General features: G+C 51.1%; 23 protein-coding genes. 22 read left to right on the top strand and 1 reads right to left on the bottom strand.

All coding sequences use genetic code 11. The features are described 5' to 3' along the window. Position 1: 1 nt before the first annotated feature. From dapA to MKX63_RS30880, 7 genes are all read left to right on the top strand, one after another. Positions 2–877, top strand: a complete 876-nt coding sequence (gene dapA, locus MKX63_RS30910) for a 4-hydroxy-tetrahydrodipicolinate synthase (protein WP_341022610.1) — start codon at positions 2–4, stop codon at positions 875–877. Positions 878–1,494: 617 nt separating this feature from the next. Beyond that, positions 1,495–3,180, top strand: a complete 1,686-nt coding sequence (locus MKX63_RS30905) for a ribonuclease J (RefSeq protein WP_036692641.1) — start codon at positions 1,495–1,497, stop codon at positions 3,178–3,180. Between the two features lie 153 nt (positions 3,181–3,333). Continuing rightward, positions 3,334–3,834, top strand: a complete 501-nt coding sequence (locus MKX63_RS30900) for an RNA polymerase sigma factor (RefSeq protein WP_341022607.1) — start codon at positions 3,334–3,336, stop codon at positions 3,832–3,834. Beyond that, complete coding sequence (locus tag MKX63_RS30895; RefSeq protein ID WP_341022605.1) at positions 3,831–4,850, top strand: anti-sigma factor; 1,020 nt, start codon at positions 3,831–3,833, stop codon at positions 4,848–4,850. The genes MKX63_RS30900 and MKX63_RS30895 overlap by 4 nt, the downstream gene beginning before the upstream one ends. Before the next feature lie 158 nt (positions 4,851–5,008). Continuing rightward, positions 5,009–5,803 carry a ClpP family protease gene (locus tag MKX63_RS30890; protein WP_341022604.1) on the top strand — a complete coding sequence of 265 codons (795 nt, stop codon included), beginning with the start codon at positions 5,009–5,011 and terminating at the stop codon, positions 5,801–5,803. After that, positions 5,800–6,015: a YlzJ-like family protein gene (locus tag MKX63_RS30885; protein WP_341022602.1), complete on the top strand. Its 216-nt coding sequence runs from the start codon at positions 5,800–5,802 to the stop codon at positions 6,013–6,015. The genes MKX63_RS30890 and MKX63_RS30885 overlap by 4 nt, the downstream gene beginning before the upstream one ends. 97 nt (positions 6,016–6,112) lie before the next feature. Then, entirely contained in the window at positions 6,113–8,788 is a 2,676-nt protein-coding gene (locus MKX63_RS30880; RefSeq protein ID WP_341022601.1) for an FtsK/SpoIIIE family DNA translocase, read from the top strand. A 75-nt stretch (positions 8,789–8,863) separates the two neighbouring features. On the opposite strand, the gene MKX63_RS30875 is transcribed toward MKX63_RS30880, so the two are convergent. Beyond that, positions 8,864–10,843: an AraC family transcriptional regulator gene (locus MKX63_RS30875; RefSeq protein ID WP_341022598.1), complete on the bottom strand. Its 1,980-nt coding sequence runs from the start codon at positions 10,841–10,843 to the stop codon at positions 8,864–8,866. 172 nt (positions 10,844–11,015) lie between these two features. On the opposite strand from MKX63_RS30875, the gene sleB reads away from it, so the two are divergent. The 15 genes from sleB (at position 11,016) to MKX63_RS30800 (ending at position 25,829) form a co-directional block, all read left to right on the top strand. Continuing rightward, positions 11,016–11,867 carry a spore cortex-lytic enzyme gene (gene sleB / locus MKX63_RS30870; protein WP_341022597.1) on the top strand — a complete coding sequence of 284 codons (852 nt, stop codon included), beginning with the start codon at positions 11,016–11,018 and terminating at the stop codon, positions 11,865–11,867. A 145-nt stretch (positions 11,868–12,012) separates the two neighbouring features. Next, positions 12,013–13,293, top strand: a complete 1,281-nt coding sequence (yfmF, locus tag MKX63_RS30865) for an EF-P 5-aminopentanol modification-associated protein YfmF (protein WP_445323547.1) — start codon at positions 12,013–12,015, stop codon at positions 13,291–13,293. A 2-nt stretch (positions 13,294–13,295) separates the two neighbouring features. Then, positions 13,296–14,576 carry an EF-P 5-aminopentanol modification-associated protein YfmH gene (yfmH, locus tag MKX63_RS30860; protein ID WP_340753216.1) on the top strand — a complete coding sequence of 427 codons (1,281 nt, stop codon included), beginning with the start codon at positions 13,296–13,298 and terminating at the stop codon, positions 14,574–14,576. Next, a complete protein-coding gene (ymfI, locus tag MKX63_RS30855; RefSeq protein ID WP_036724753.1) occupies positions 14,576–15,343 on the top strand; it encodes an elongation factor P 5-aminopentanone reductase in 768 nt (255 codons plus the stop codon). Before yfmH ends, ymfI begins: the two co-directional genes overlap by 1 nt. Before the next feature lie 132 nt (positions 15,344–15,475). Beyond that, the gene (locus MKX63_RS30850) at positions 15,476–15,736 is read left to right on the top strand and encodes a DUF3243 domain-containing protein (protein ID WP_036692667.1); all 261 of its coding nucleotides are present in this window, start codon (positions 15,476–15,478) and stop codon (positions 15,734–15,736) included. A gap of 147 nt (positions 15,737–15,883) precedes the next feature. After that, the gene (locus MKX63_RS30845; RefSeq protein WP_341022595.1) at positions 15,884–16,651 is read left to right on the top strand and encodes a DUF3388 domain-containing protein; all 768 of its coding nucleotides are present in this window, start codon (positions 15,884–15,886) and stop codon (positions 16,649–16,651) included. Positions 16,652–16,699: 48 nt separating this feature from the next. After that, positions 16,700–17,647, top strand: a complete 948-nt coding sequence (locus tag MKX63_RS30840) for a RodZ domain-containing protein (RefSeq protein ID WP_341022594.1) — start codon at positions 16,700–16,702, stop codon at positions 17,645–17,647. A gap of 83 nt (positions 17,648–17,730) precedes the next feature. Then, a complete protein-coding gene (locus MKX63_RS30835; RefSeq protein ID WP_179090467.1) occupies positions 17,731–17,892 on the top strand; it encodes a hypothetical protein in 162 nt (53 codons plus the stop codon). A 231-nt stretch (positions 17,893–18,123) separates the two neighbouring features. After that, positions 18,124–18,615, top strand: a complete 492-nt coding sequence (locus MKX63_RS30830) for a YajQ family cyclic di-GMP-binding protein (protein WP_341022593.1) — start codon at positions 18,124–18,126, stop codon at positions 18,613–18,615. 149 nt (positions 18,616–18,764) lie between these two features. Continuing rightward, complete coding sequence (gene pgsA / locus MKX63_RS30825; protein WP_340753219.1) at positions 18,765–19,352, top strand: CDP-diacylglycerol--glycerol-3-phosphate 3-phosphatidyltransferase; 588 nt, start codon at positions 18,765–18,767, stop codon at positions 19,350–19,352. 58 nt (positions 19,353–19,410) lie between these two features. After that, positions 19,411–20,700, top strand: coding sequence for a competence/damage-inducible protein A (locus MKX63_RS30820; protein WP_341022592.1), 1,290 nt, complete (start codon positions 19,411–19,413; stop codon positions 20,698–20,700). A 299-nt stretch (positions 20,701–20,999) separates the two neighbouring features. After that, entirely contained in the window at positions 21,000–22,064 is a 1,065-nt protein-coding gene (recA, locus tag MKX63_RS30815) for a recombinase RecA (RefSeq protein WP_341022591.1), read from the top strand. Between the two features lie 161 nt (positions 22,065–22,225). Continuing rightward, entirely contained in the window at positions 22,226–22,960 is a 735-nt protein-coding gene (locus tag MKX63_RS30810; RefSeq protein WP_341022590.1) for a regulatory protein RecX, read from the top strand. Between the two features lie 309 nt (positions 22,961–23,269). Further along, positions 23,270–24,811, top strand: a complete 1,542-nt coding sequence (gene rny / locus MKX63_RS30805) for a ribonuclease Y (RefSeq protein WP_036692679.1) — start codon at positions 23,270–23,272, stop codon at positions 24,809–24,811. Positions 24,812–25,034: 223 nt separating this feature from the next. Further along, a complete protein-coding gene (locus tag MKX63_RS30800) occupies positions 25,035–25,829 on the top strand; it encodes a TIGR00282 family metallophosphoesterase (protein WP_341023368.1) in 795 nt (264 codons plus the stop codon). The last annotated feature ends 137 nt before the right edge of the window (positions 25,830–25,966 follow it).

The raw sequence follows: 25,966 nt of genomic DNA, 5'->3' as shown, positions 1-25,966 counted from the left end.
AGTGGATTTCGGAAGACTGATCACCGCAATGGTAACCCCGTTTGACGGGGAAGGAGAAATCAACTGGGAAGCAACTTCAAGGCTGGTCGATTATCTGATCGAGGAACAAAAGTCCGCTGCGCTAGTCGTATGCGGAACCACCGGCGAATCGCCGACCTTAACCGATAAGGAGAAGCTGAAGCTGTTCTCCTTCGTGAAGCAGCAGGCAGGCGGACGGTGTAAAATTATTGCGGGTACCGGCAGCAACAGCACCAGACATTCCATCGAGCTCACTAAGGAAGCCGAACAAATCGGCGTGGACGGTGTGCTTCTGGTCGTCCCTTATTACAATAAACCGAATCAGGAAGGGCTCTATCAGCATTTCTCTGCCATTGCTGCCGCGACTTCGCTGCCCTGCATCCTGTACAATGTGCCTGGACGTACGTCAGTAAGCATGAGTGTAGCTACCACCCTGCGTCTGGCGGAGATTCCTAATATTGTGGCCACCAAGGAATGTGCTTCGGTAGACCAGATTACTTGGATTGCCGCAGCTTGTCCTGAAGACTTTCATGTCTACACCGGAGATGATTCCGCCGGCCTCGCGACGCTTGCTGTGGGGGGCCACGGTATCATCAGTGTGGCCAGCCATGTTGTGGGAGCGCAGATGTCGGAGATGATCGAGGCCTTCAACTCCGGCGATGTCCGCCGTGCAGGCGAGCTTCACCGGGAGCTGTTTCCAGTATTCAAGGGGCTGTTTGAGTGTCCGCAGCCGCTGCCCAATCCCTCAGCTGTGAAGTACGCGCTGGGGCTGCGCGGGATGGATGTCGGATCGGTCCGTCTGCCGCTGGTTTCACCGACAGAGGAAGAGGCGGCCTTCATTGCTGCCTTGCTAAGATAAGCTAGACTAGTATCATCTTCAAAACTTAACATGTGTAAAGAGCGATTCTCCGTTATTGGAGGACCGCTCTTTTGCATGTCTGGCCGTTTAATCAGCCACATCATATTTGGTATTTATTTCTCCTGCATTAACTCTATGTTAAAAAAGTCAGGCGTTGCAGCGTTTTTTTGCTTGTCTTTTCCTCAAATATTGGCTGTTTGTTAAGGAAAGAATAGGACCAGGTCCAGGGTGACTTGTCTTTTGCCAAAAAAATCATGTATAATGAACTTAAGTGACTTGGTGCGGTTAATTGAATATGCGGTAATCTTCCGGCAATGCGGATTTGTTGCATTGTAAGACAGGATAGGTCCTTGAATAAGTCTGTGCTAAATATGCCGGATTTACGCGCGAGGGGCGCGGTGGTGGAATTTTGAGGGCATTTGCCCGCTTCAAGAGGATATTACTGCCCGGATTCGGGAGTTTAGATCTGCGCAAGTATACAGACTTACCGGGAATTCCTTGTCGAAATAAGGAGTTAACAGCAATTTGATGTATATTACAGCGCCGCTGAAATATTGAAGCTCATTGTTAACAAATAAAAAGTATGACGTCCAACATCATAGGAGGGTTAGATTCATTTGTCCAAAAAAAACAATAACAACAACGACAAACTGACGATATTCGCACTTGGCGGAGTCGGTGAAATTGGTAAGAACATGTACGTAGTTCAGTACGGCAACGACATTGTAGTCGTAGACGCCGGTCTGAAGTTCCCTGAAGAGGATATGCTGGGTATTGATATTGTAATACCGGATATCTCCTACCTCACTGAGAACCGTGACAAGGTAAGAGGGATTGTACTTACCCACGGCCATGAGGATCACATTGGCGGATTGTCTTATGTGCTGAAGAACCTGAATGTTCCGGTATACGGAACAAGACTGACCCTGGGCCTTGTGGAGAACAAGCTCAAGGAAGCGAACCTGCTGGGTGAAACGAAGCGGATTCTGATTAACGAGGATTCCGAGGTTGAGCTGGGCACATCGCTTAAGGTGACCTTCTTCAGAACGAATCACAGTATTCCGGATTCTGTCGGGGTATGCATTGAGACACCAGAGGGCAACGTTGTCCACACCGGTGACTTCAAATTCGACCACACGCCGGTCAACGGTCAATTTGCCAATCTGCACCGCATGGCTGAGATCGGATCGAAGGGCGTTCTGGCCCTGCTGTCAGACAGCACCAATGCCGAGAAGCCGGGCTTCACGCCTTCGGAGAAGAATGTCGGCATCGTGCTGGAGGATATTTTCCGCAAAGCTGAACAGCGTGTGGTAGTGGCGACCTTTGCTTCCAACGTGCATCGTATCCAGCAGGTAGTGAACGCTTCTGAAGCAACCGGACGCAAAATCACTGTTATTGGACGAAGCATGGTTAACGTAGTATCCATTGCTTCCGAGCTTGGTTATCTGCATATCCCGGACGGCATGCTCATTGAGCCTGAAGAGATGAACAGAATGGCAGGCAACCGTGTGGTAGTTCTATGCACAGGCAGCCAAGGCGAGCCGATGTCGGCGCTAACGCGCATGGCGCGTTCCAGCCACCGCAAGGTAGATATTATGCCGGGCGACACTGTTATTATTGCAGCTACACCGGTACCGGGGAATGAGAAATATGTAGGCCGTACCATTGATGAATTGTTCCGTCTGGGTGCCAATGTTATTTACAGCGGCTCCAACTCCGGCGTTCACGTATCCGGTCACGGCAGCCAGGAAGAGCTGAAGCTGATGCTCAACCTGATGAAGCCGAAATACTTCATGCCTATCCACGGTGAATACCGGATGCAGCGCAAGCATGCACTTCTGGCAGAGTCAGTTGGCGTAGAGCCAAGCAATATCTTCATCACCGAGCTGGGTGAAGTGATTGAGATCTCCGGAGGAGCTGCACGCAGAGCGGGTAAGGTAACTGCCGGTAACGTACTGATCGACGGGCTGGGTGTCGGCGATGTAGGTAACATTGTACTGCGTGACCGTAAGCTGCTGTCGCAGGATGGTATTCTGGTGGTTGTGGTTACCCTTAGCAAGCAGAACGGAGCGATTGTCTCCGGTCCTGACATCATCTCACGCGGATTCGTCTATGTACGGGAATCGGAAGGTCTCTTGGATGAAGCGAACCGCATTGTCTCAGGAACGCTGCAGCGTCTGATGAGTGAGAAGGTCAATGAATGGGCTTCCCTGAAGACCAGTGTCAAAGACTCGCTCGGCCGTTTCCTCTATGAGCAGACCCGCCGCAGACCGATGATCCTGCCGATTATTATGGAAGTCTAAGAGAAGCATTTCTTAACAATATAGCTTTGGCAATAGCCTCTTTTCCCGGAAATATTGGACGGTTTCCTGGGGAAAGGGGCTTTTTCATGTTTTTTTCGCTGCTCAAAACAACATTTGGGCAACCTGACCGTTATACAGGCAAGGAGGTGCAGCATGGAGCCAAGAGACATGGAGAAGGTGCTCCAACCCAAACTGGCGGAGATCCGCCGCTACTTAATCCGCCTCGGCGCCGGGGCCTCAGATGCAGAGGATATTGTGCAGGACACGGTGTACAAGGCGCTGCTGTATCTGGATGCGATCGATCAGCGCAAATTCAGCGCCTGGTTGTACAAGGTCGCAATTAACCGGTATTTTGACCATTGCCGCAGTCAGAAGAGATATCAGTATAGCGGTGAAGAAGTGGAGGAACATCCGGCACGCGAACAGGAGTTACCGGAGGCGGTACTGCTGCGCAGGGAACGGAAGGAAGAGATTGAGGGAGTATTAGCACGGCTTAATCCGGTGAATAAGCAGCTGATTCTGCTGAAATATGAAATGGAGCTATCCTACAAGGAGATCTCCGCCATGCTCGGCATTTCTGAAGCAAGAGTGAAGGCTTCGCTCTACCGGGCCAGACAGCAATTTCAACAATTATACGGAGGTGAGGGCGAATGACAGCCCCATGGGAAGAAGCAGAGGATCAGAGTATTATCCAGACCCTGAAGAAAACCAAACGGAAGAGCCTGATTCGCAGTATTCTGATTTCAGTTACTGTAAGTGTGTTAATACTGACCGCTGTATTCATTGGCGCGGCACAACTGGTCAATCGGATGTCCTCCAATGCGTTATTTAGTGAGGAGCAGTATATGAGGATCAGCAGCCCTAATGAATACGGAGCAGGCTATAAGGATAGCAGAGGTTTTTTGTCGGGAGTTCTGGAAATGCAAACCTACAAAATTATCGGCGATGTGCCTATCCCCTGGAAGAACAGATGGCTGAACTACAACGCTCGGTGGTTCCCTTTCACAACCGGTGCCTATGGAGGCTCTAATAATCTAACTGTACAGGATGCCAAGATGAAGCAGGAAGGCTATGAGTATTACCGGGGATATAATTCCTATAATGGACAGAGAGAGATGGCCTTCTATGTACCCGGGGTTGATTATAACGGAAAGATCCTGAATGATCTTTCCGAGCTGAATCAGATGAACGGGGATAAACGGGTGGAGCTGGCCATATCTTTTGACAAGGATTATTCGTTCGAAGAGGTGAAAGGCCTGCTGCCCGCAGGCGCAAAGCCAGTCTGGTACTGGGTCGATACGTATGATGACCGCGGGGGGTTCAGCTTCAAGCCGTTTCCTAGTGGGAATGATCCCGCTAAAATGAACTATCCGAACCCGATGAGTGCGAATTACGGAGTCTACGGGTTCGGCGTCCAGCCGGACTGGGATCAGGCAGACCCTGAGGATTTCATCGGAGCCGTGACCATTGGTAAGGACAAAAAGGACAAATACCACAGCGAGTACGAACGGATATACAACTATTTGAAAAAGGACAAAGCGGCGCCGGAGGCCAGCGATGTCCGGATATTGGGCGTAGTTGTGACCGGCACGGCTGACAGCTTGAAAAGTCTGAAGGGCCAGACTTATGTGCGCGGAGCTGTACTAGGAGCCGTGGCGGATAAATATTAACCGGTCAATGACGGCGGACGTTCTGAGGAGCGGCCGCCGTCTCTATGTGATAGTTCAAGTTAATGGTGTATAAGGGAGTCCCCCGGAATGTCATACTAACAGAAATCAGAATCCTGAAGCACACGGGTGTTACAGGCAGAAGGGGAGCGCTGTGTACGATGGAAATTACAGAAGCAAGCAAGGCGGACGGAGAGCGTAACGAAGAAATCCTGCCAGGGGAGATAAAGCCGGTAGTGAATGAGCCGGTTCCACCAGCAATGCCGGGACCTGTGGGCGTGCTTAAGGAATTGGGGCAGACAGCGGTTCCGACAGGGGAGCCGGATATTTTTTGTATGACGATTATTGGACAGATTGAAGGGCACTTCGTCTTGCCGCCGCATAACAAGACCACGAAATACGAGCATATTATTCCTCAGCTTGTTGCCGCCGAACAGAATAAGACCATCAAGGGGCTGCTGATTATTCTCAATACGGTTGGCGGGGATGTAGAGGCCGGACTGGCCATTGCGGAGATGATCGCTTCCTTGTCGAAGCCTACGGTCACAGTTGTCATCGGCGGCGGTCATAGCATCGGCGTACCCATAGCAGTATCCTCCACATATTCTATTATTGCTGAAAGTGCAACCATGACGATCCATCCGATCCGGATGAACGGCCTGGTGATCGGCGTCCCGCAGACCTTCGAGTATATGGAACGGATGCAGGAGAGGATGGTGAAATTCGTGACCTCTCATTCCCGGATCACGGAATCACAGTTCAAGGATCTGATGTTCAAGACCGGAGAGCTGAACCGGGACATCGGTACCGCAGTGGGCGGTCAGGATGCCGTCAGATTCGGCCTGATGGATGAAGTGGGCGGGATCGGTGCCGCGTTGGCCCACCTGAACCGGATGATTGCCGCTGCTCCTTCTCAGACGAACGATACGCTTCCGCAAGGAGGGCTGACCCAATGACCTTGTATACCGTTCTGCCGATGGAGCAGGTGTTCGAGGGGGCACTGAGTTATGCTTCTCCCGTGCAGGAGATAACGATTCAGGGCATGCTAATGCAGGTTGAACTGCTGGATGGAGGCCAGGCGAAGGTGGTCCGGCTGCTGCAGTGTCCACTGGATAAATATCTGGATGCGGCCTTCTCCCCGGGTGCAATCATTCAGTTGGACCGCTAAGTGCGAACAAACCGCCTAAAGATGCATATTCTGACAAAAGAGAACATAGGTACGCCACGCCATTATATGGTATAATGTTGACTCGGGGGTGGCTGGCGTGGCTAAACGGAGAAGAAAGAAGAAGAAAGCACTGCTGGGCAGTGTTTTAAAATATGAAATCTACGGAATTCTGCTGATTACGATTTCCGTCATTGCTTTGTCAGGGGAAGCGGCTGTCGGCCGCACGCTCTCAAGCATGGCGGGTTATTTGCTTGGCAGATTCTATTTTGTGCTGCCGCTGGCGGGCATCTTCTACGGCCTGATGGTAATGATTCACAGGAAATGGCCGTCCACCTGGAACAGCCGCTATACCGGCGGCCTGCTCCTGCTGTTGTCCATGTGCCTGATGAGTACCATATCGGCTATGCAGCAGAAGCTGGGTCCGATTGGGATGCTGCATCCGGGCAATGTGATGTCTCAAATACATAATGATCTATCCGGCGCTCTCTCACCGGGCGCGGGTGACAGCAGCGTATACATGCTGGGCAAGGATATCAGCGGTGGGTACATCGGCGCGCTTGAATATGCTGCGCTTCTGTGGCTGTTCGGCAATCTGGGCGCTAAGCTGCTGATGATTGTATTGCTGGCGATCAGCTTCATGCTGATTACCAATCTGTCCTATGTAGAGCTGTTTACCTTACTCCGGGTAAGGGCCGTCAAGCTGATTGAAGGAATTAAGCTCCGGGCGGCGAACCGCCCGGCTGCTGTTCCGGTGGTGAACAGCAGACCGGTTAGAGCCAGTAGAGTGACAACGCCGGAACCTGCGGATGATGACGATTACTTTGAAGAGGATGACGGATCGGGTCAGCAGCTGCCAAGACGCGGACAGTCGAAGCTGCTGGGGAGAATTACCGGATGGTTCGGCGGGTCTGCCCGCCAGAATCATCCGGAAGCTATGGATGATCTGGAGGAAGAGCTGCCGCCGGATATCATCATTACTGATCCGCGCACGGGTCCGGTCATCTCCGGTATGACCGCAGCCGGAGGTGTTCCTCTGGAGGAGTATGGCGAGGAGGACTTCCCGGATGAGGAGCTTGAGCCTGTTACACCGATCATCCGGGACTTCTTCGAGCATATCCGCTCTGAAGGGCTGAATGCCGAGGACCGTGAGGAATGGAGCGAATTCTCACCGGCTGCGCGCGGTGGTGCTGCCAACGGAACCGGAGCTGCTGAGCTTACAAGAGCGGGAGCAGATTCTACACCGTCAGGGGAATCCGAAGAGGATATACTGCCTGTGGAGCTGGACGGGCTGCTGGGAACGGCCGAGGAGGGCGAAGCGGCTCCGTTTATACCGCCTCCGCCTCCTCCCAAGCCTTACAAGCTGCCTTCCTTCCGTTTGCTGGCTAAGCCTAATAACGGGGCGAAGGCGGGCGATCAGAATGATTATATGCAGACGGCACGCAAGCTGGAGGCTACGCTGGAGAGCTTCGGTGTAAGGGCGAAGGTGCTTGAAGTGGTTCGTGGACCGGCAGTAACCCGGTATGAGATTCAGCCGGATATCGGCGTGAAGGTCAGCCGGATTGTCAATCTAACCGATGACATTGCGCTAGCACTGGCTGCCAAGGATATCCGTATGGAAGCGCCGATTCCCGGCAAATCAGCCATCGGCATTGAAGTGCCGAATTCAGAAGTCTCAGTCGTCACTATGCGGGAAGTGATGGAGACACAGATTTTCCAGGAGGCAGATTCGCGGCTGTCCATTGCCTTCGGACGGGATATCTCCGGACAGACGATTATCGGCAATCTCGCCAAGATGCCCCATCTGCTCGTTGCAGGAGCTACTGGCTCCGGTAAATCGGTCTGCATCAACGGTATTATTACCAGCATTCTGTATAAGGCTAAGCCCAATGAAGTGAAATTCCTTATGGTTGACCCTAAGATGGTTGAGCTGAATGTATATAACGGCATTCCGCATTTGCTGGCTCCTGTAGTTACAGACCCGAAGCGTGCCAGTCTGGCCTTGAAGAAAATCGTGGTGGAGATGGAGAAGCGGTATGAGCTGTTCTCCAAATCAGGCACACGCAATATGGAAGGCTACAACAACTTGATGAAGGATAATCCGGCAGCAGTGCTGCCGTATATTGTGGTCATAGTGGACGAGCTTGCCGACCTGATGATGGTTGCGGCCAATGATGTGGAGGATGCCATCTGCCGGCTTGCCCAGATGGCGCGGGCGGCCGGAATTCATTTGATTATCGCCACACAGCGTCCTTCGGTAGATGTTATCACCGGCCTAATTAAGGCGAATATTCCTTCGCGTATTGCCTTCGGCGTCTCCTCGAATGTGGACTCCCGGACCATTCTGGATATGCCGGGCGCCGAGAAGCTGCTCGGACGCGGCGATATGCTGTTCCTGCCGATGGGGGCTTCCAAGCCGATCCGTGTCCAGGGCGCTTTCATGAGCGATCAGGAAGTGGAGACGATTGTGCAGTATGTCAGCAGCCAGGGGGAAGCGAATTATGATGAGTCGCTTGTGCCTGAGGTAGACGACACCCTGAGCGAGGATCAGGAGCCGCAGGATGAATTGTATGAACAGGCTGTCCAGATTGTTCTGGAAGCCAAGCAGGCTTCTGTGTCGCTGCTTCAACGGCGTATGCGTGTCGGTTACACCCGTGCTGCACGCTTGATCGACTCGATGGAGGCCAGAGGCGTAATCGGCCCTTACGAGGGCAGCAAGCCGCGTGAGGTGCTGATGTCGCTGGAGCAGTATCAGCACAACAGATTGAGTTCTTAAAAAAAGAGATGACCCAATACTTGGGCCATCTCTTTTTTTGCGGAAGATAAGTTATGAAATGAAAGGGTTGAACTCCTATTTCTTCACCCGGGGTGCTGCAAGCAGTGCATTAACAATGTAATCCAGCTGTGCATTCAGTGAGTAGATGTCATTGTAATAGGATAATCCGAAGTCGATGTTCATCAATCGGCCTTCTTTGACTGCCGGAATACTGTTCCAGAGCGGGTCTCCTGTCAGGTCAGTCATCCCGTCATAGGCGGAACGGAAGATGTACTCCCCGCTGTAATCGGCAATGACTTCGAAGGATACAGGCTCGCCGCCTACATCGGTCTTGCTATCTATTTTTTGCTGAATTTTCTCCGGTGCCTTCATGCCAAGATATTCATATAAGACCTGTGAACCCCGGCCATACTGTTTGCTCATAATCACTAACATACTGCGGTCTTCGCCGCCTTCCATGATGGAGATGGTTGAATCTAGAATTCCCGCTTCCTGCAGCTTCTGCTTACTGTTCTCCACCTTGGAATTGAAGTCGTTTAAGAGGGTGGTGGCCTGATTTTCCTTGTTAAGAGTGTGTCCAATGAAGCTGACCCGCTCAGCAGTTGTCATTTTCTCATAAGGTACTAACACAGTAGGTGCAATGTCATGCAATGCATTGTAGGTCTCCTCGGATGGAACGATAATCAGATCGGGATCAAGTGACAAGACAGCTTCCGGGCTGGCCTCGAACCAACTTCCCAGCTTCTGTACATCCTTCAATTCGTTCTCGAACGCAGCGCCTTCATTTACACTAGACACACCTACGGGCATGATGCCCAGCGCCAACACATCGCCCAGCAAGTACAGCACAACGACACGCTGAGGATCGGCGGGCACCTCAATGTCTCCTTTTACAGTAGCAATTGTCCGGGTCTGTGCCTCGGCTGCAGTGTGGTCTGGAGAGGGAGTGGCGAGGGAGGTGGCTGCAGGAGAAGAGGCCGGCGAGGGGCTGGCATTGCCTGCTGAGTTAGAACCGGTATTCCCTGAGGAACAGGCGCTTAACACTATGGTGAAGCATAACAACAAGGTTAACATTAGGGATGGCTTGGCCGTTCTGGACATGGATGACGCTCCTTCTAAAGTATATTGATAATGATTATCATCATCAATATATCGGAGAGTACCTTCACGGGCAATGTCATTTGCAGACAGCACAGATGGCATTTCCTGCCACGGTGAAGCGGCCTGTACAGAATTTTTGTACCTCACGGGCGGGCTTCCGAAGTGCTTCTTGAACATTTTACCAAAAGAGTATGCATCCGGGTAGCCTACAGCAGCAGCAATTTCATGCAGTGTGGACTCTGTGCCCAATAGCAGCTCACGGGCTTTGTCCATGCGAATCTGAACCAGATATTGGGCAGGGCTGGTCTGAAGCCGCATGCGGAATAACCTCGATAACGTCCTAGGGCTGGTGCCCAGAGTGCCGGCAAGTGTGTCCAGGGTGAACGGCCTACTGTAAGAAGCGTGCATATAGCGTACAGCCTGGTCGAGCACATCTGCTCTAAGCGGGTGATTCTCCTGCCCCTGCATCTGATGAAGCAGCTCATGGACCCACTGATAGAACAGGGCTTTGACATGCAGATGCTCCAAGGCGCGGCGTGTCTGCCAATCCCCATACATCTGGTCTAGAATCTCATACAGCGGCAGGGGATGGACAGGAATGAAATGATAGGTTCCGCTAAAAGGCTTGCTGCGTTCCAAACGCGCTGTCAGGTTGCGCCGGGTCGGCAGGGTTAACGTTGAACGGTACATAATAAGGAAATAATCCAGAATTTCCTGGGTTTGCAGCAATTTGATAATAGCACCTTTACCCCCGTGAAAGACACTTGCGCCGTTGATTTCATAGGGGTAGTCATCTATAAGCACACTTGCGCTGCCGCGGACGATATACAGGTATGTGCTAGCCGGAAGGCGGTATTTCAACGGAGGTTGTCCATAAGTGAACGAGGCCTTGCGGATATCAATAACTTCTACAGTAGCATGGTTCCACAGTACAATATGGTCGTTAAAATCCATGTTTCTTCTCAACTCCTGTTGTTTCATAACCCAAGTATAGTTGATAATCGTTCTCAGCTGCAATGGATTTACGCTTCCAAGCTTTGCGGTCATGCATAGGAAGTCCTGCCAGTCGTCATAATAACTTTAGCCATTCATGCAGAACTTCCAAGAGAAAGGTAGAGCGAATCCCATGACAAAACATAAGCAGTGGATCATTGCCGCAGTTACCCTTGCCCTTGCAGCTGCGCCGTTTGCCGGTGCAGTCTTCAAAGATCATGATTTGATCTATGCCAAGCCCTATGCAGCAGAACAGGTTGACTCGGACCTCCCTGATGTAGAGGAGGAAGCCATGCCTGTATTCGGCACAACACCGCTTAAGGTGGGCTCCTCCGGGCAGGATGTCTATGAGCTGCAGGGAAGATTGAAATACCTGGGTTATTTTAACGGGAAGATTGACAGCCAGTTCGGGACCAAGACGAAGAATGCCGTGACCTGGTTCCAGTGGAAATTCGGCCTGAAATCCGACGGGGTGGTCGGGGCCAAGACGAAGCTTAAGTTATACAATGCGACTACAGCCTGGAAGCCGACAGCACCTGAGACGTCTACCGCCCAGAAAAAAGCGCCCTCCGGCGCAGCTGCGGCCAAATCCAATACGGCTGAGCTGTCCTCCGGCAATACGATGGGCCTGTCCGAGAACGATCTGAAGATCATGGCTAATGCGGTATACGGCGAGTCACGCGGCGAACCCTTTGAAGGGCAAGTAGCCGTAGCGGCCGTTATTCTCAACCGTGTAAAATCGCCAAGCTTCCCGAACACGCCTTCGGGCGTCATTTTCCAGCCGGGAGCCTTCACCGCCGTAGCTGACGGCCAGATCTATCTGGAGCCTAATGAACAGGCACGCAAGGCCGTACAGCAGGCACTGAGTGGTTGGGACCCGTCGGGCGGCTGTATCTATTACTTCAATCCCAAGACGGCGACCTCCAAGTGGATTTGGTCCCGTCCGCAGGTGAAGACGATCGGCCAGCATATCTTCTGTATGTAGCTTACAGTATCTGTATACAACCCTCCGTTAGAGCAACCGGCACGCTGTCCTCCGGTTGCTTCCTTACTTTGGAATGGTTTAGAATGGATAATACTTCATAAACTTGTTATAGAGCATCAATCCACGCTGCAAAGGAGTTTTGGACTTGACTAATAATGGATTTCAACATGGCCATGCCGCAGGCATGCGTATACATGTTCTGCCGACTAAGGCGTTCAAGACGTTCGCCATCTCACTGTATGCAGGCGTTCCGCTTGAAGAGAGTACAGTAACCTCTACCGCACTGGTTCCGTTTGTACTCCGCCGGGGGACAGCGTCCTACCCGGAGACGACCCAATTCCGCGAGCGTCTGGAGGAGCTGTACGGTGCAGGCTTCGGCTTCGATATTTACAAACGCGGGGATTACCAGATTGTCCAGTTCCGGATGGATACGATCAATGATTCCTTTGTGCAGAGCAAGGAGAGCCTGCTTGGGGAATCCTTTGCTTTTCTGGGAGAGGTGTTGACCCGTCCCCTGCTTGAGAATGGAAGCTTCCGGGCTTCTTATGTGGCTACCGAACGCGAGACGATCCGCAAGAAGCTGGAATCCATTGTAAATGACAAAATCCGCTACGCAGCAGAACGCTGCATTGAAGAAATGTGCCGCAACGAGCCTTACCATCTTCATCCCCTCGGCCAGCGGGCAGATCTGGATGCTATTACGCCCGAGACGCTGTACCAGAGCTATACCTCCTGGCTGAACGGCGCAACGCTTGATCTGTATGTAGTCGGCGATACCACACCTGAAGAAGTCGAGAAGCTGGTAACCGCTCATTTCGGCCGCGCCCATCACTCCGAAGCAGGAGGCTACACCTCGGACTTCACTCCGGTAACGGTTACGGAAGTGCGGACGGTGGAAGAGAAGCTGGATGTGAATCAAGGCAAGCTGAATATGGGGCTGCGGACCTCGATTACCTACAAGGATGACCGGTATGCTTCCGCGTTGATGTACAACGGTATCCTTGGCGGTTACCCGCATTCCAAGCTGTTCGTCAATGTGCGTGAGAAGGAGAGTCTGGCGTATTACGCCTCCTCCCGTTATGACGGGCATAAGGGCATCGGGACGATTCAATCGGGGATCGAGACCCAGAACTACGGCAAAGCCGTTGATATTATCCGCAAGCAGTTGGAAGAGCTGAAAGCCGGCAATATCACTGACCTGGAGCTTAGCCAGACCAAGGCGATGATCCGCAACCTGCTGTCCGAGATTCAGGATTCAGCGTTTGAGATGATCTCCTTTGATTTCAACCGCCAGCTATCCGGCAAAGACCGTTCTGCCCAGGAGTTGATGGACCAGGTTGACGGTATGGGAGCGGCTGAAGTGAAGGCGGCGGCAGATACTTTTGAGCTGGATACGATTTATTTCCTGACAGGGAAGGAGGAATAAGGATGGAGAAGCTCCATTACGAACGGCTTCAAGAAACACTTTATCACGAGGTTATGGATAACGGTCTTCAGGTATATGTGCTGCCGAAGCCAGCTTTTCTCAAAACCTACGCCACCTTTGCCACGAAATACGGTTCGGTAGACAATCACTTCAAGGTGGCGGGCGGCGAGGAGACTACAGTGCCGGATGGCATTGCCCACTTCCTGGAGCATAAAATGTTCGAGGAGCCGGAAGGCGACATTTTTGCCACCTTTGCGTCCAATGGCGCATCGGCGAATGCCTTCACGAGCTTTGACCAGACGGTCTATCTTTTCTCGGCCACGGAGAATATTGAGCAGAATCTCAGCACCCTGGTAGATTTTGTGCAGCGTCCTTATTTCACGGATGAGAATGTGGAGAAGGAGAAAGGGATTATCGGGCAGGAAATCAATATGTATGCCGATAATCCAGACTGGCGCGTCTATTTCGGGCTGATTGAAGCCATGTATGCTACCCACCCGGTTCATATAGATATCGCCGGAACGATCGAATCGATCTCAACCATTACGAAGGAAACGCTGTACACCTGTTACAATTCCTTTTATCATCCCAGCAATATGCTGCTGTTCGTGGTCGGCGGGGTGGACCCTGAGCAGGTATTTGAACTGATCCGCAGCAATCAGCAGGGTAAGAGCTATGAGAAGCAGGGTGAAATTACGCGTATCTTCGCGGAGGAGCCTGAGCAGGTGGCCTCGAAGCATGTGGAGAGCAGGCTTGCTGTCTCCATTCCCAAGATGATGTTCGGCTTCAAGGAAAAGGTGGATGGTCTGAGCGGTGAAGCGGCGGTGCGCCGTGATCTGACCACGAAGCTGATGCTGGACCTGCTGTTTGGCAGCAGTACGGCATTGTATCAGAAGCTCTATGACGAGGAATTGATCTCGGACAGCTTCGGCCACGAATTTAACAGCTCTGCGGAGTATGCCTTCTCGGCGATCGGCGGCGATACCAAAGATCCGGGACTGCTGCTTGAACGGATTAAGGAAGAGGTAGGACGTATTCTGGAGACGGGCTTCGCGGAGAAGGATTTCGAACGGGCCCGCAAAAAGAAAATCGGCGGCTTCCTGCGGATGCTGAATTCGCCGGAGAGCATTGCCCATGAGTTCACCCGTTACCAGTTCCGAGGAGGAGATCTGTTTGAAGTACTTCCCCTGTATGAATCGATCACTCTGGATGAAGTGAATGCCCGGCTCCATGCCCATGTGAACTGGGAGCAGCTGGCCGTGTCGCTGGTGGTGAGTCCTTAATGATGTTACCGGGAGAGGACAGCAAACCGATTGGTGAAATGACAGTGCTCATTACCGGAGGCAGCGGGGGAATCGGCGGCGCGATCGCTGAACGTTTTGCTTCGGTGGGAATGAACATTGTGATTCATTATATGAATTCGCATGAAGCGGCTAATGATGTGGCCCGGCGCTGTCTGGCGCTGGGAGCGAAGGTTATGACCGTAGCGGCGGACATGAAAGACCGCAGTCAGCTCGTACGCATGGCCGAAAGGCTGGAGAGCAGCGGCATGATGCCGGATATCCTGGTCAATAATGCCGGGAAAGCACATTATGGCATGTTAGCCGATCTGACCGAGGAGGAGTGGGACGATATCATGGCGGTGAATCTGAAGGGTACTTTTATGTGCAGCCAGATTTTCATGCCTTATATGGTCACGCAGCGTTACGGCCGGATCATTAATGTTTCCTCCGTATGGGGGATTTCGGGCGCATCCTGTGAAGTGGCGTATTCGGCCAGTAAGGGCGGAGTGAATGCTTTTACCAAGGCGCTCGCCAAGGAGCTGGCCCCCTCCAAGGTTACTGTGAATGCTGTAGCGCCTGGAGCGGTCCACACGGCCATGCTGTCCAATCTGCAGGCGGATGAGCTGAAGATGCTGGAGGAGGAGATCCCTGCGGGGAGACTGGCTACCCCTGAAGATATATCCTCGCTTGTCTATTTTCTGGCGCTGCCTGAATCCGGTTATATTACGGGACAGGTCATCAGTCCGAACGGCGGCTGGATTACTTAATAACTTGTATGACACCAGGAATCATGAGTCTGCTCTGGAGAAATGCTCCAGCATAAGAATTTCCGGCTTGAGACATATTATAACTGTTGCTTCTAAATCTCAATATCATCACAAACCTGAGGAGGATTTAAGATGTCAACAGATTCCGTAGTGAAGAACTTTGATACCTGGAAAAGCTTTTTGGGCGACCGGGTCATTCAGGCCGAAAAAATGGGGATGAGCGACGAGACCATCACCAAGCTGGCGTTCGAAATCGGGGAATTCCTCGACAAGAAGGTCGATCCGGGCAACTATTCCAACCGGGCCATCAAAGAGCTGTGGGATGTCGGAACGGATGATGAGAAGCATACCATTGCCGGACTCATGGTCAAACTGGCGAAGAAAAACGCATAGGTACGCAGAAGAAGCTCCCCTAGCGGGAGCTTTTCTGCAATTATTACAATCGTGTCCTTGCCTTTCAATTTTTTTTTCTATATCATTAACATGACCCGTGTATCTGAAACAACATGCAGGGAAAAGGAATCTATGAGGTGCGCACAAGTGGAATATAAACAATGGTATATGGAGTATAAGATACATAAGAACAGACCCGGTCTGTTAGGCGACATCGCTTCTATGCTGGGGATGCTGGAAGTCAATATTCTGACGATTAACGGCGTAGAAGGCAAGACGCGCGGAATGCTGCTGGAAACCAGCGACGATGAGAAGATCATGCTGATGGGCGAGATGCTCAAGAAAGTTGATAATATAACGGTTACGGCACTCCGTACACCGCGGCTTGTCGACCGGCTGGCCGTCCGGCATGGACGGTATATCGACCGTGATTCGGATGACCGCAAGACCTTCCGCTTCACCCGCGATGAGCTCGGGCTGCTGGTGGATTTCCTGGGTGAGCTGTTTAAGAGGGAAGGCAATCAGGTTATAGGACTACGTGGCATGCCGCGGGTAGGCAAGACAGAATCGATTATTGCCGGCAGTGTCTGTGCGATGAAGCGCTGGACGTTTGTCTCCTCTACGCTGCTGCGCCAGACCGTCCGCAGCCAGCTCGCTGAAGACGAGATGAATCCGCATAATGTATTTATCATTGACGGGATCGTCAGCACCATCCGCTCAAACGAGAAGCATTATAACCTGCTGCAGAATGTCATGAGTATGGCAAGCACCAAGGTGATTGAGCATCCTGATATTTTTGTGCGGGAGTCCGAATTCACCTTCGATGACTTCGATATTATTATTGAGCTGCGCAACGCACCGAACGAAGAGATATTGTACGAGTCGTTTACGACAAGCTACAGTGAAGATCTTTAATATATTTCATTTAGAGCATTGCTCACACAACATTCAGGAGGTGATGGTATGTCGGAACTGGGCCGGCATTTGAAGGAGGCTCGTCTGCAAAAGGGGATGAGTCTTGATGATGTCCAGGAAGTAACAAAGATCCGTAAAAAATATTTGGAAGCCATCGAAGCAGGGGATTATAAAGTGCTTCCGGGCAGCTTTTATGTCCGGGCCTTTATCAAAACCTATGCCGAGGCGGTCGGTGTTAACCCGGATGAGCTGATGGAGGAGCATGGCAATGTGCCTGCCGCTCCCGTCGATACTACCATGGAGACCGTAATTCAGAAGCGGAGCCGAAAGCCTGAAACGGAGCGTAATGCCAAGTGGCTGCCGACCTTGCTGATGTGGACCTTCCCGGTGCTGATCCTGGTAGTCATCTACCTATATGCTTCTTCCACGATAAATGATTCGGGGCCGAAGAAAGCGGATAACGCAAGCCTGACTGAGGCAACGCAAGATCCGGCCAAGGTGAAGCCTTCACCTACGGCCGCTGGCGGGGGAGCAGTGCCCTCTGCGACAGCGGATGCGGCAGCTACAGCTGATGCAGGAGCCGCAGCTACTACTGCGCCTTCTGCAACTCCAGAGCCGTCTCCATCGGCTTCTCCGGGAGCGGTCACAGTTACTCAGGACCGTAAATCAGGCAAGACGACGATCTATAAGGTCTCCGCGCCTGCTGGAAGCCAAGTTCAGGTCGTGATTGCCTCCACCGGAGTCAGTTGGCTTGAAGTGTACAAGGGTGAGAACTCCAAGGGGGAGAAGCTCAGCTTCGGGAACACCAAGGCCGGCGATAATCTCAGCTTCACGCTGGACAGCCAAGGCATGTATATCAAGTCAGGCTATTCACCGGCTACGGCAATTTCGGTTAACGGACAGGCGATCACCGACGGCAAAACCTCCTCTCGTCTGCTGCTTGAACTGGATAACGGGACTGACGGCGCTACTGGCGGGAGTACTACCGGAGAATAGTACATCCCATGTATAGTCTTTGGCGGATTGGAGAACCTAGAAGTGTTTAACAGTTCTCTCGCCAAAGTGAGGTGTATTCTCTCATGACCGTCAGCTGGATTGTAACAGGGCTTGGCATTATTGTCAGTCTCCTGGGGTATTATTTAACACCGGGCGCCTGGGGATATGGCATTCTGGGCTTTGGACTGGCACATGTTCTGCTGGGGATTCTGGATATGTTCCGGGCTCCTGCACGCAGCAGATAATATCTAGAGGTGAGCGTCTCCCGGACAGGTTCCGGGAGGCGTGTTTTTAGGTGCAAATATAAGAATTTATATGTTCACGCTATAAATTATCCTTCTATTTCTCGCTGAAACGTTACCGTCCTTACAAAGGACGGAATGCCGTTTTCACTTGACTCTTTTCCAGTATTAGACTTAGCAGCGCCTATCTCATATAATAGGAACAGACTAATTGTAACTAAAGGATGTGGAACCATGAGTTCAGAAAGTTCATTTGATATCGTATCCAAGATGGATATGCAGGAGCTGACCAATGCGGTTCATCAGACCGAGAAGGAAATCGAGAACCGGTTTGATTTCAAGAACAGCAAGAGCAGTCTGAAGCTGGAGAAGGATGCGCTTGTCATTGCCTCTGAGGATGAATACAAGCTGAATGCAGTAATCGATATCCTCCAGACCAAGATGGTGAAGCGGGGAATCACGCTAAAGAATATGGATTTCGGCAAAGTGGAGCCGGCTTCGCTCGGCACAGTGCGCCAGCGGCTGGGACTGCGGCAAGGAATAGACCAGGAGAACGCGAAGAAGATCAATATTTTGATCCGCGATTCCAAGCTGAAGGTCAAGAGCACGATTCAGGGTGATCAGATTCGTGTGACCGGCAAGAGCCGCGACGACCTCCAGCAGATTATTCAGCTTTTACGCAAGGCTGATTTGCCGCTTGATTTACAGTTTAACAATTTAAAGTAAGATCATGTGCCCCGCAGTGTATACTTACCTTACTTGCGGGGTGCTTCATGTTTTTTTGACACTTATTTATGGCTATAATATACTAGCTAAGCAGTTTTGAAGAACATGCTGGAATAACGGATTCGTATGGACTAGGGGAGGAACCTTCAGTGAATTTACCCAACCGCATCACATTAGCGCGTATTTGCCTTATCCCAATCATGATGTTTTTTCTGCTGGTGGACTTCAGCTTCTATCCGGAACCGATACATTGGGGCTCCTTTCAGCTTTCAATTAATCACTTGGTAGCGGCAGTTATTTTTCTGCTGGCAGCCAGTACCGATGGAATTGACGGTTACATAGCCAGAAAATATAACATGGTCACCAATCTGGGTAAGCTGCTCGATCCCTTAGCGGATAAGCTGCTGGTCTCAGCCGTACTGATCTCATTGGTTGAGCTGGGAAGATGCGATTCCTGGATTGCCATTGTCATCATCAGCCGTGAGTTTGCCGTGACCGGACTGCGCCAGGTGGCACTATTGGAAGGGAAGGTAGTGGCTGCAAGCAAGTGGGGTAAGGTAAAAACAGTGATTCAGATTGTTGCCATTTCACTGCTGCTGCTTAACAACTTCCCGTTCCAGTTCGTCAGCATCCCCGTGGATGACATTGCAATCTGGGCTGCAGCCATCATTACCATTTACTCTGGCATTGATTATTTCGTGAAGAATAAGGAGCTGCTGGATTTGAACAAAGCCTGAGATGCTGAAACAGGCTAAGCCTTGCAGGATACCTACAATCAGGAGGAGAACGTCAGCTATGAAAGCAGAGATAATTGCCGTTGGAACAGAACTTTTACTTGGACAAATCGTGAACAGCAATGCCCAGTTTCTATCGGTAGAGCTGGCTGCATTAGGCATTGACGTTTATTTTCAGACCGTTGTGGGAGATAACAAAAACCGTCTGCTGGAAGCGATCCGGATTGCTCAGAGCCGGGCGGATGTTATATTATTCACCGGCGGCATCGGTCCGACCGAGGATGATCTGACCAAGGATGCGCTGGCTGCGGCGCTTGGCCGGACCCTGCACATCGACCAGCTGGCCATGGATCATGTGCAGCGCTTCTTCGATGACCGCAAGATTGTAATGACTGAGAATAACCGCAAGCAGGCGCTTGTCATTGAAGGGACGACCCCATTGTCCAATGATACCGGCCTTGCGGTAGGAATTGCTTTTGCAGAAGAGGGCAAATATTATATTGTGCTGCCGGGCCCGCCCCGGGAGATGAAGCCGATGTTCACGGATAAGGCCAAGCCATGGCTTCAGCAGCATGCACTTACTAGTGAAATGCCGCTCTACTCGAAGATGCTTAAGTTCGCCGGGATTGGCGAGTCGCTGCTGGAGGACAAGCTGATTGATCTGATCCGCAGCCAGAGCGATCCTACGATTGCCCCGTATGCCAAGGAAGGCGAAGTGACCGTGCGCATCTCTACCAAAGCGCCGTCCGAGCGGGAAGCTATGGTTAAGCTTGATGCACTTGAGAAGAAGATTGCTGCTATTCTGCCGGAGAATCTGTATGCCAACATTGATGTGCCGCTGGAGCAGCTGATTGTGGACTGGATGGCGGATGCGGGGCTGACGCTGAGTGCTGCCGAGAGCTGTACGGGCGGGCTGCTGATGGAGAGCATTACGAATATCCCGGGCAGCGCCTCCATGTTTGCCGGGGGCATCGTCTGTTATTCCAATGATATTAAGAAGAAACTGCTGAATGTGCCTTCCGCTATGCTTGAAGGCCCGGATGCCCCGGGAGCGGTGAGCCGCGAGGTGGCGGAGGTGCTGGCTGAGCAGGTGCGTATGATCGGTGACACGGACTTCGGCTTATCGGTTACCGGTGTAGCCGGTCCGGGATATTCCGAGCGTAAGCCGGTCGGACTTGTGTTCGTGGGTCTGGCTGAGCGGGGCTGCAAAACAGAGGTATATGAGCTGAATCTGAAGGGCAGCCGTGAGAACATCCGCCTGCGCACAGTCAAGGCGCTGCTGTACCGTTTGTGGCGACGGCTGGAAGAACGCAAGGTAGCCACTCCGCTGGAAGGCTCGGCCTTGCAATAACGGTTCAAGGCAGTATATAATTTAGGTATGCGGAAGAACCGTGGCTTGAGCAATCATGCTGCGGTTTTTTGTTTTATATCAGGTATAACAAATTATCCTATGATTGTTCCTGTTTACGTAAGAAGCGGAAGAGAAGCTGCCTGCTAAGTCCTTGCATCCGGAAGGAGGTTAGTATCTTACAATAAAAGGGAGTATTATCCCTGGGAGCAAAAAAAACGAATGTATGTTCTAAAAAAGACTTGGCAAGACCTTCAAAACACGTTATTATAATACTATAAACAGTGAAGGAAGTGGTCTGATTGTCAGATCGTCGTGCAGCGCTTGATATGGCGCTTCGTCAAATAGAAAAACAATTCGGTAAAGGTTCGGTAATGAAACTGGGAGAATCCACTCACATGAAAGTGGAAGTTGTACCTAGCGGATCTTTGGCACTTGATATTGCACTAGGTATTGGCGGACTTCCCAAAGGACGTATTATTGAAGTATATGGACCGGAATCTTCCGGTAAGACGACGGTTGCCCTTCATGCGATTGCTGAAGTACAGAAGCAGGGCGGACAAGCTGCCTTCATCGATGCTGAGCATGCGCTTGATCCTAAGTATGCTAAGGCGCTTGGTGTTAACATTGATGAACTGCTGCTGTCCCAGCCTGATACAGGTGAACAGGCCCTGGAAATCGCTGAAGCGCTTGTACGCAGTGGAGCAGTAGACATCATTGTAGTTGACTCTGTAGCAGCACTGGTACCAAAGGCAGAAATTGAAGGCGACATGGGTGATTCCCACGTAGGCTTGCAGGCCCGTCTGATGTCTCAGGCATTGCGGAAGCTGTCAGGTGCCATCAACAAATCCAATACCATTGCGATCTTCATTAACCAGCTTCGTGAGAAGATCGGCGTAATGTTCGGTAACCCTGAGACCACTCCGGGTGGACGCGCTCTGAAATTCTACTCCTCGGTCCGTCTGGATGTGCGCCGGGTAGAGAGCATCAAGATGGGTAACGATGTCGTGGGTAACCGCACGAAGATCAAGGTTGTGAAGAACAAGGTAGCGCCTCCGTTCAAGCAAGCGGATGTAGATATCATGTACGGCGAAGGAATCTCCAGAGAAGGAAGCCTTGTGGATATCGGTACAGAGATGGATATCGTTAACAAGAGCGGTGCCTGGTATTCCTATGAAGGCGAACGTCTGGGTCAAGGACGTGAGAATTCCAAGCAGTTCCTGAAGGAACATCAGGATATTGCCCTGCTGATCGAGAATAAGATCCGTGAGGCCAGCAACCTGACAACTCTGGTTGAGGCGCCATCTGAAGCAGATGTGGCTGCGGAGCAAGAGGAAGAAGAAAAGCTGTTGCTTGAGATCGAGTAATTAACTACTCGTCTACTTCTAATTGAATAATGAAGTCAAGATGGATAGGCGCCCTGTGAGGATATAACAGGGTGCCTTTTCGCAAGTGATCAATAATAAGCGTAAAGGATATTAGTAAAAAGCTTCTATATTATTTCCAGCTTAACGAGGTGATTGGCAGGATGGTTATACAATTGGATGAGGAATTCGAAGAACAGGATGAGCAGGTGCTGGCGGATTTCCCGGCAGATCAAGAACTGGTAATTACACGGGTAGAGCGGATCAAGAAGTCTAACTATCGTTATCTGATTCATTTCGGAGACTACAACATGACTGTACATGAAGATGTCATGATTAAATACCGTATGATTACCGGGAGTACTTTTGTCAAAGCGGATCTGGAGAATATTGTTGCCGCAGACGAGCGCCAGCGGGCATATGTGGAGGGGCTTAGGTATCTGGAGCGCAAGCCCAGAACCGCACAGGAGATGGCCCGCCGTTTAAGGGAGAAGGAAATAGGGGAGACTGTTATTGCCGAAGTTCTGCTCCGTCTGCAGGAGGAACGTCTGCTGGATGATCCCTTGTACGCCAAGCAGTGGGCGGAGCAGCGGATTGTGAACCAGCGTAAGGGCAAGATGTGGATCAGGCAGGAGCTGCGGGAGAAGGGCATTGATAAGTCGCTGATTGCGGAAGCACTGGATGAGATCACACCCGAGCAGGAGCTGGATAGCGCGCTGCAGACCGGACGGAAGAAGTGGAATACGATCCGGGGAGATGTGAACGACAAACGCCGGAAGACAGGGGCGTTCCTGATGCGCCGGGGATTCTCAGGGGAAATGGTGCGCCAGGTGATCGGGATTTTGCGGGATGAGCAGGATTCTGAGGGGGAAGAAGAGGAGTTTTACTTCCCGGATTGATTCTCTTGACTTTAATGCGGTTATCGACTCTCTTGACAAGGTCTTTTTATAAATAATAAAATATAACATGAATCGGCATAAACTAAGAATCCTTTTTCCTTCCCAAAAAGCAGACTCTTATGTTCCGGTTCGCGTACAACTCATATGAAATGTAATCGCCGGATAAGGCGGGCAATGTGCATGTGCAGCATGTGCAGTATGGCAATCGGTGTATTACCGGTTTTTTGTATGGTGATGAACGGATAGTTTAACAACTGCACAAATACCCAAGGGACGCACCTTGGAGGATATCAACGAGGAGGTGAACAGATGGAACCATTGATCTGGGTCATTATCGTTCTCGTTGTAGCTGCAGCATTCTTTGGATTCGGTTATTTTATTCGTAAATCCCTTGCAGAAGCTAAGATTTCCAGCGCAGAGAAAGAAGCCGTAGTCATCGTGGAGAACGCGAAGAAAGAGGCGGAGGCGCTGAAGAAGGAAACGGTACTCGAAGCTAAGGACGAAGTTCATAGAATCCGTACCGAAGCTGAGAAAGAAACTCGTGAACGTCGGAATGAAATCCAACGGCAAGAGCGACGTTTGCTGCAAAAGGAAGAATCGCTGGATAAAAAAATGGAATCGCTTGAACGAAAAGAAGAACAAGTAGCTAACAAAGAGAAACGAATTGATGAAACCCAACAGCAAATTGATGTGATTTACAAGAATCAGGTTACTGAACTGGAGCGTATCTCCAATCTGAGCATCGATGATGCCAGAAGTATCATTCTCAGCAATGTAGAACAGGAAGTTCGCCATGAAACTGCTCAGATGATCAAGGAAATCGAACAGCAGGCTAAGGAAGAAGCGGACAAGAAAGCCCGTGAGATTATCACCTTGGCGATTCAACGCTGTGCGGCTGATCATGTGGCGGAAACTACGGTATCTGTCGTTACCTTGCCGAATGAAGAGATGAAGGGCCGGATTATCGGTCGTGAAGGCCGGAATATCCGTGCGCTGGAGACTCTGACCGGGATTGATCTTATTATTGATGATACGCCGGAAGCGGTTATTCTGTCAGGATTTGATCCGATCCGCCGCGAAGTGGCCCGTACGGCACTCGAGAAGCTGGTGGCAGACGGACGTATCCATCCTGCACGTATTGAAGAAATGGTGGAGAAATCCCGCAAAGAAGTGGATGAACGGATTCGCGAATACGGTGAACAAGCTACCTTCGAGGTTGGCGTTCACGGTCTGCACCCGGATCTGATCAAAATTCTGGGCCGCCTGAAATTCCGCACGAGCTACGGTCAAAACGTACTGAAGCACTCCATGGAGGTTGCTTATTTGACTGGACTTATGGCCGGTGAGCTTGGGGAAGACATCGTGCTTGCAAAACGTGCCGGACTGCTGCATGATATCGGCAAAGCGCTTGATCATGAAGTGGAAGGTTCGCATGTTGAAATCGGCGTCGAACTGGCGAAGAAGTACAAGGAACATCCGGTGGTTATCAACAGTATCGCGTCCCATCATGGAGATTGCGAGGCTACCTCGGTTATTGCTATGCTGGTTGGAGCTGCTGACGCTTTGTCGGCTGCCCGTCCGGGTGCACGCCGTGAGACCCTGGAAACGTACATCAAACGTCTGGAGAAGCTGGAGGAAATTTCGGAGTCCTTCGAGGGTGTAGAGAAATCCTATGCCATTCAGGCGGGCCGCGAGGTTCGCGTAATGGTACAGCCTGAGAAGATTGATGATGCCGAAAGCTTCCGTCTGGCCCGCGATATTACGAAGATGATTGAGAGTGAGCTGGATTATCCGGGTCATATCAAGGTTACGGTAATCCGCGAGACACGCGCTGTAGAATATGCGAAATAAATAAGGAAATCGGCCCCCTTGCGGGGCCTTTTTTCTTGCGTGAAAGCCGTGAGCTGTTGGTATATCCATTCACACTGGAGCCTGCTGAACAATCTAATATGCTCTATCCTGCGCCACAAGCGGCGTTGAGTTTGGAATGAAGCAGAATAGGTGAAATTATACTTAAGCAGCGATTTATGGTGGGCAGAGCATACACAAACCAAAAATTTAGGAGGAGAAGATTATTAAAGTTTTATTTATCGGAGACATTGTAGGCAATACAGGCAGAAAAGCGCTGCGTGAAATGCTGCCTTCCCTGAAAAGCAAATATCAGCCGCATATCATTATTGCCAATGGTGAGAATGCCGCTGCCGGCAGAGGGATCACCGCTGCTATCGCTAACGAATTCTTTAACTGGGGTATCCACGGTATTACGATGGGCAATCACACCTGGGACAACAAGGATATCTTCGAGTTCATCGACGACGAGCCGCGGATCATCCGTCCGGCTAACTTTCCGCCGGGGACACCGGGCCGGGGATATACCGTTGTTAAGGGGAACGGTAAGCAGCTGGCGATTGTGAATCTGCAGGGCCGTACCTTTCTTCCGGCGATCGATGATCCGTTCCGGGTAGGCGAGGAGATTGTGGAGGAACTGCGCAGAGAGCATAAGTGCATTCTGGTGGATTTCCATGCAGAAGCAACCTCAGAGAAAATAGCGATGGGTTATTTTATGGATGGACTGGCTTCGATTGTGGTCGGTACACATACTCATGTGCAGAGCAATGATGATGTGATCCTGCCTGGAGGGACAGCGTATCTTACAGATGCGGGTATGGTTGGTTCAAGAGAAGGGATTCTGGGTATGGAAAAGGATGCGATCATCTATAAATTTACAACTCAGCTTCCCTCCCGGTTTGTAGTCGACGAAGGCAAATGGCAGCTGCATGGTCTATTCGCAGAACTTGATGAAGCTACAGGCAAAGCGACACGACTGGAGAAGATCCGGCTGCGTGAAGATGAATGGGTGATGAGCTAGAAGGTTTTCGTACAAATAGGTAATTCGGTAAGACTCATTTTGTTTTGGGTAAAGTGTGATATTTATTATATCGAAAAAGAGTATCTTTTGAACTATTTTCTCCGGAGAGGTCCGCAAAAAGAAGGAATTAATTCTTC

Source organism: Paenibacillus sp. FSL R7-0179 (genome assembly GCF_038002265.1).
In the GTDB taxonomy this organism is placed as follows: domain Bacteria; phylum Bacillota; class Bacilli; order Paenibacillales; family Paenibacillaceae; genus Paenibacillus_AQ.
Note: the sequence above shows the minus strand (reverse complement) of the source record. Positions and strands in the feature narration are given on the sequence as shown.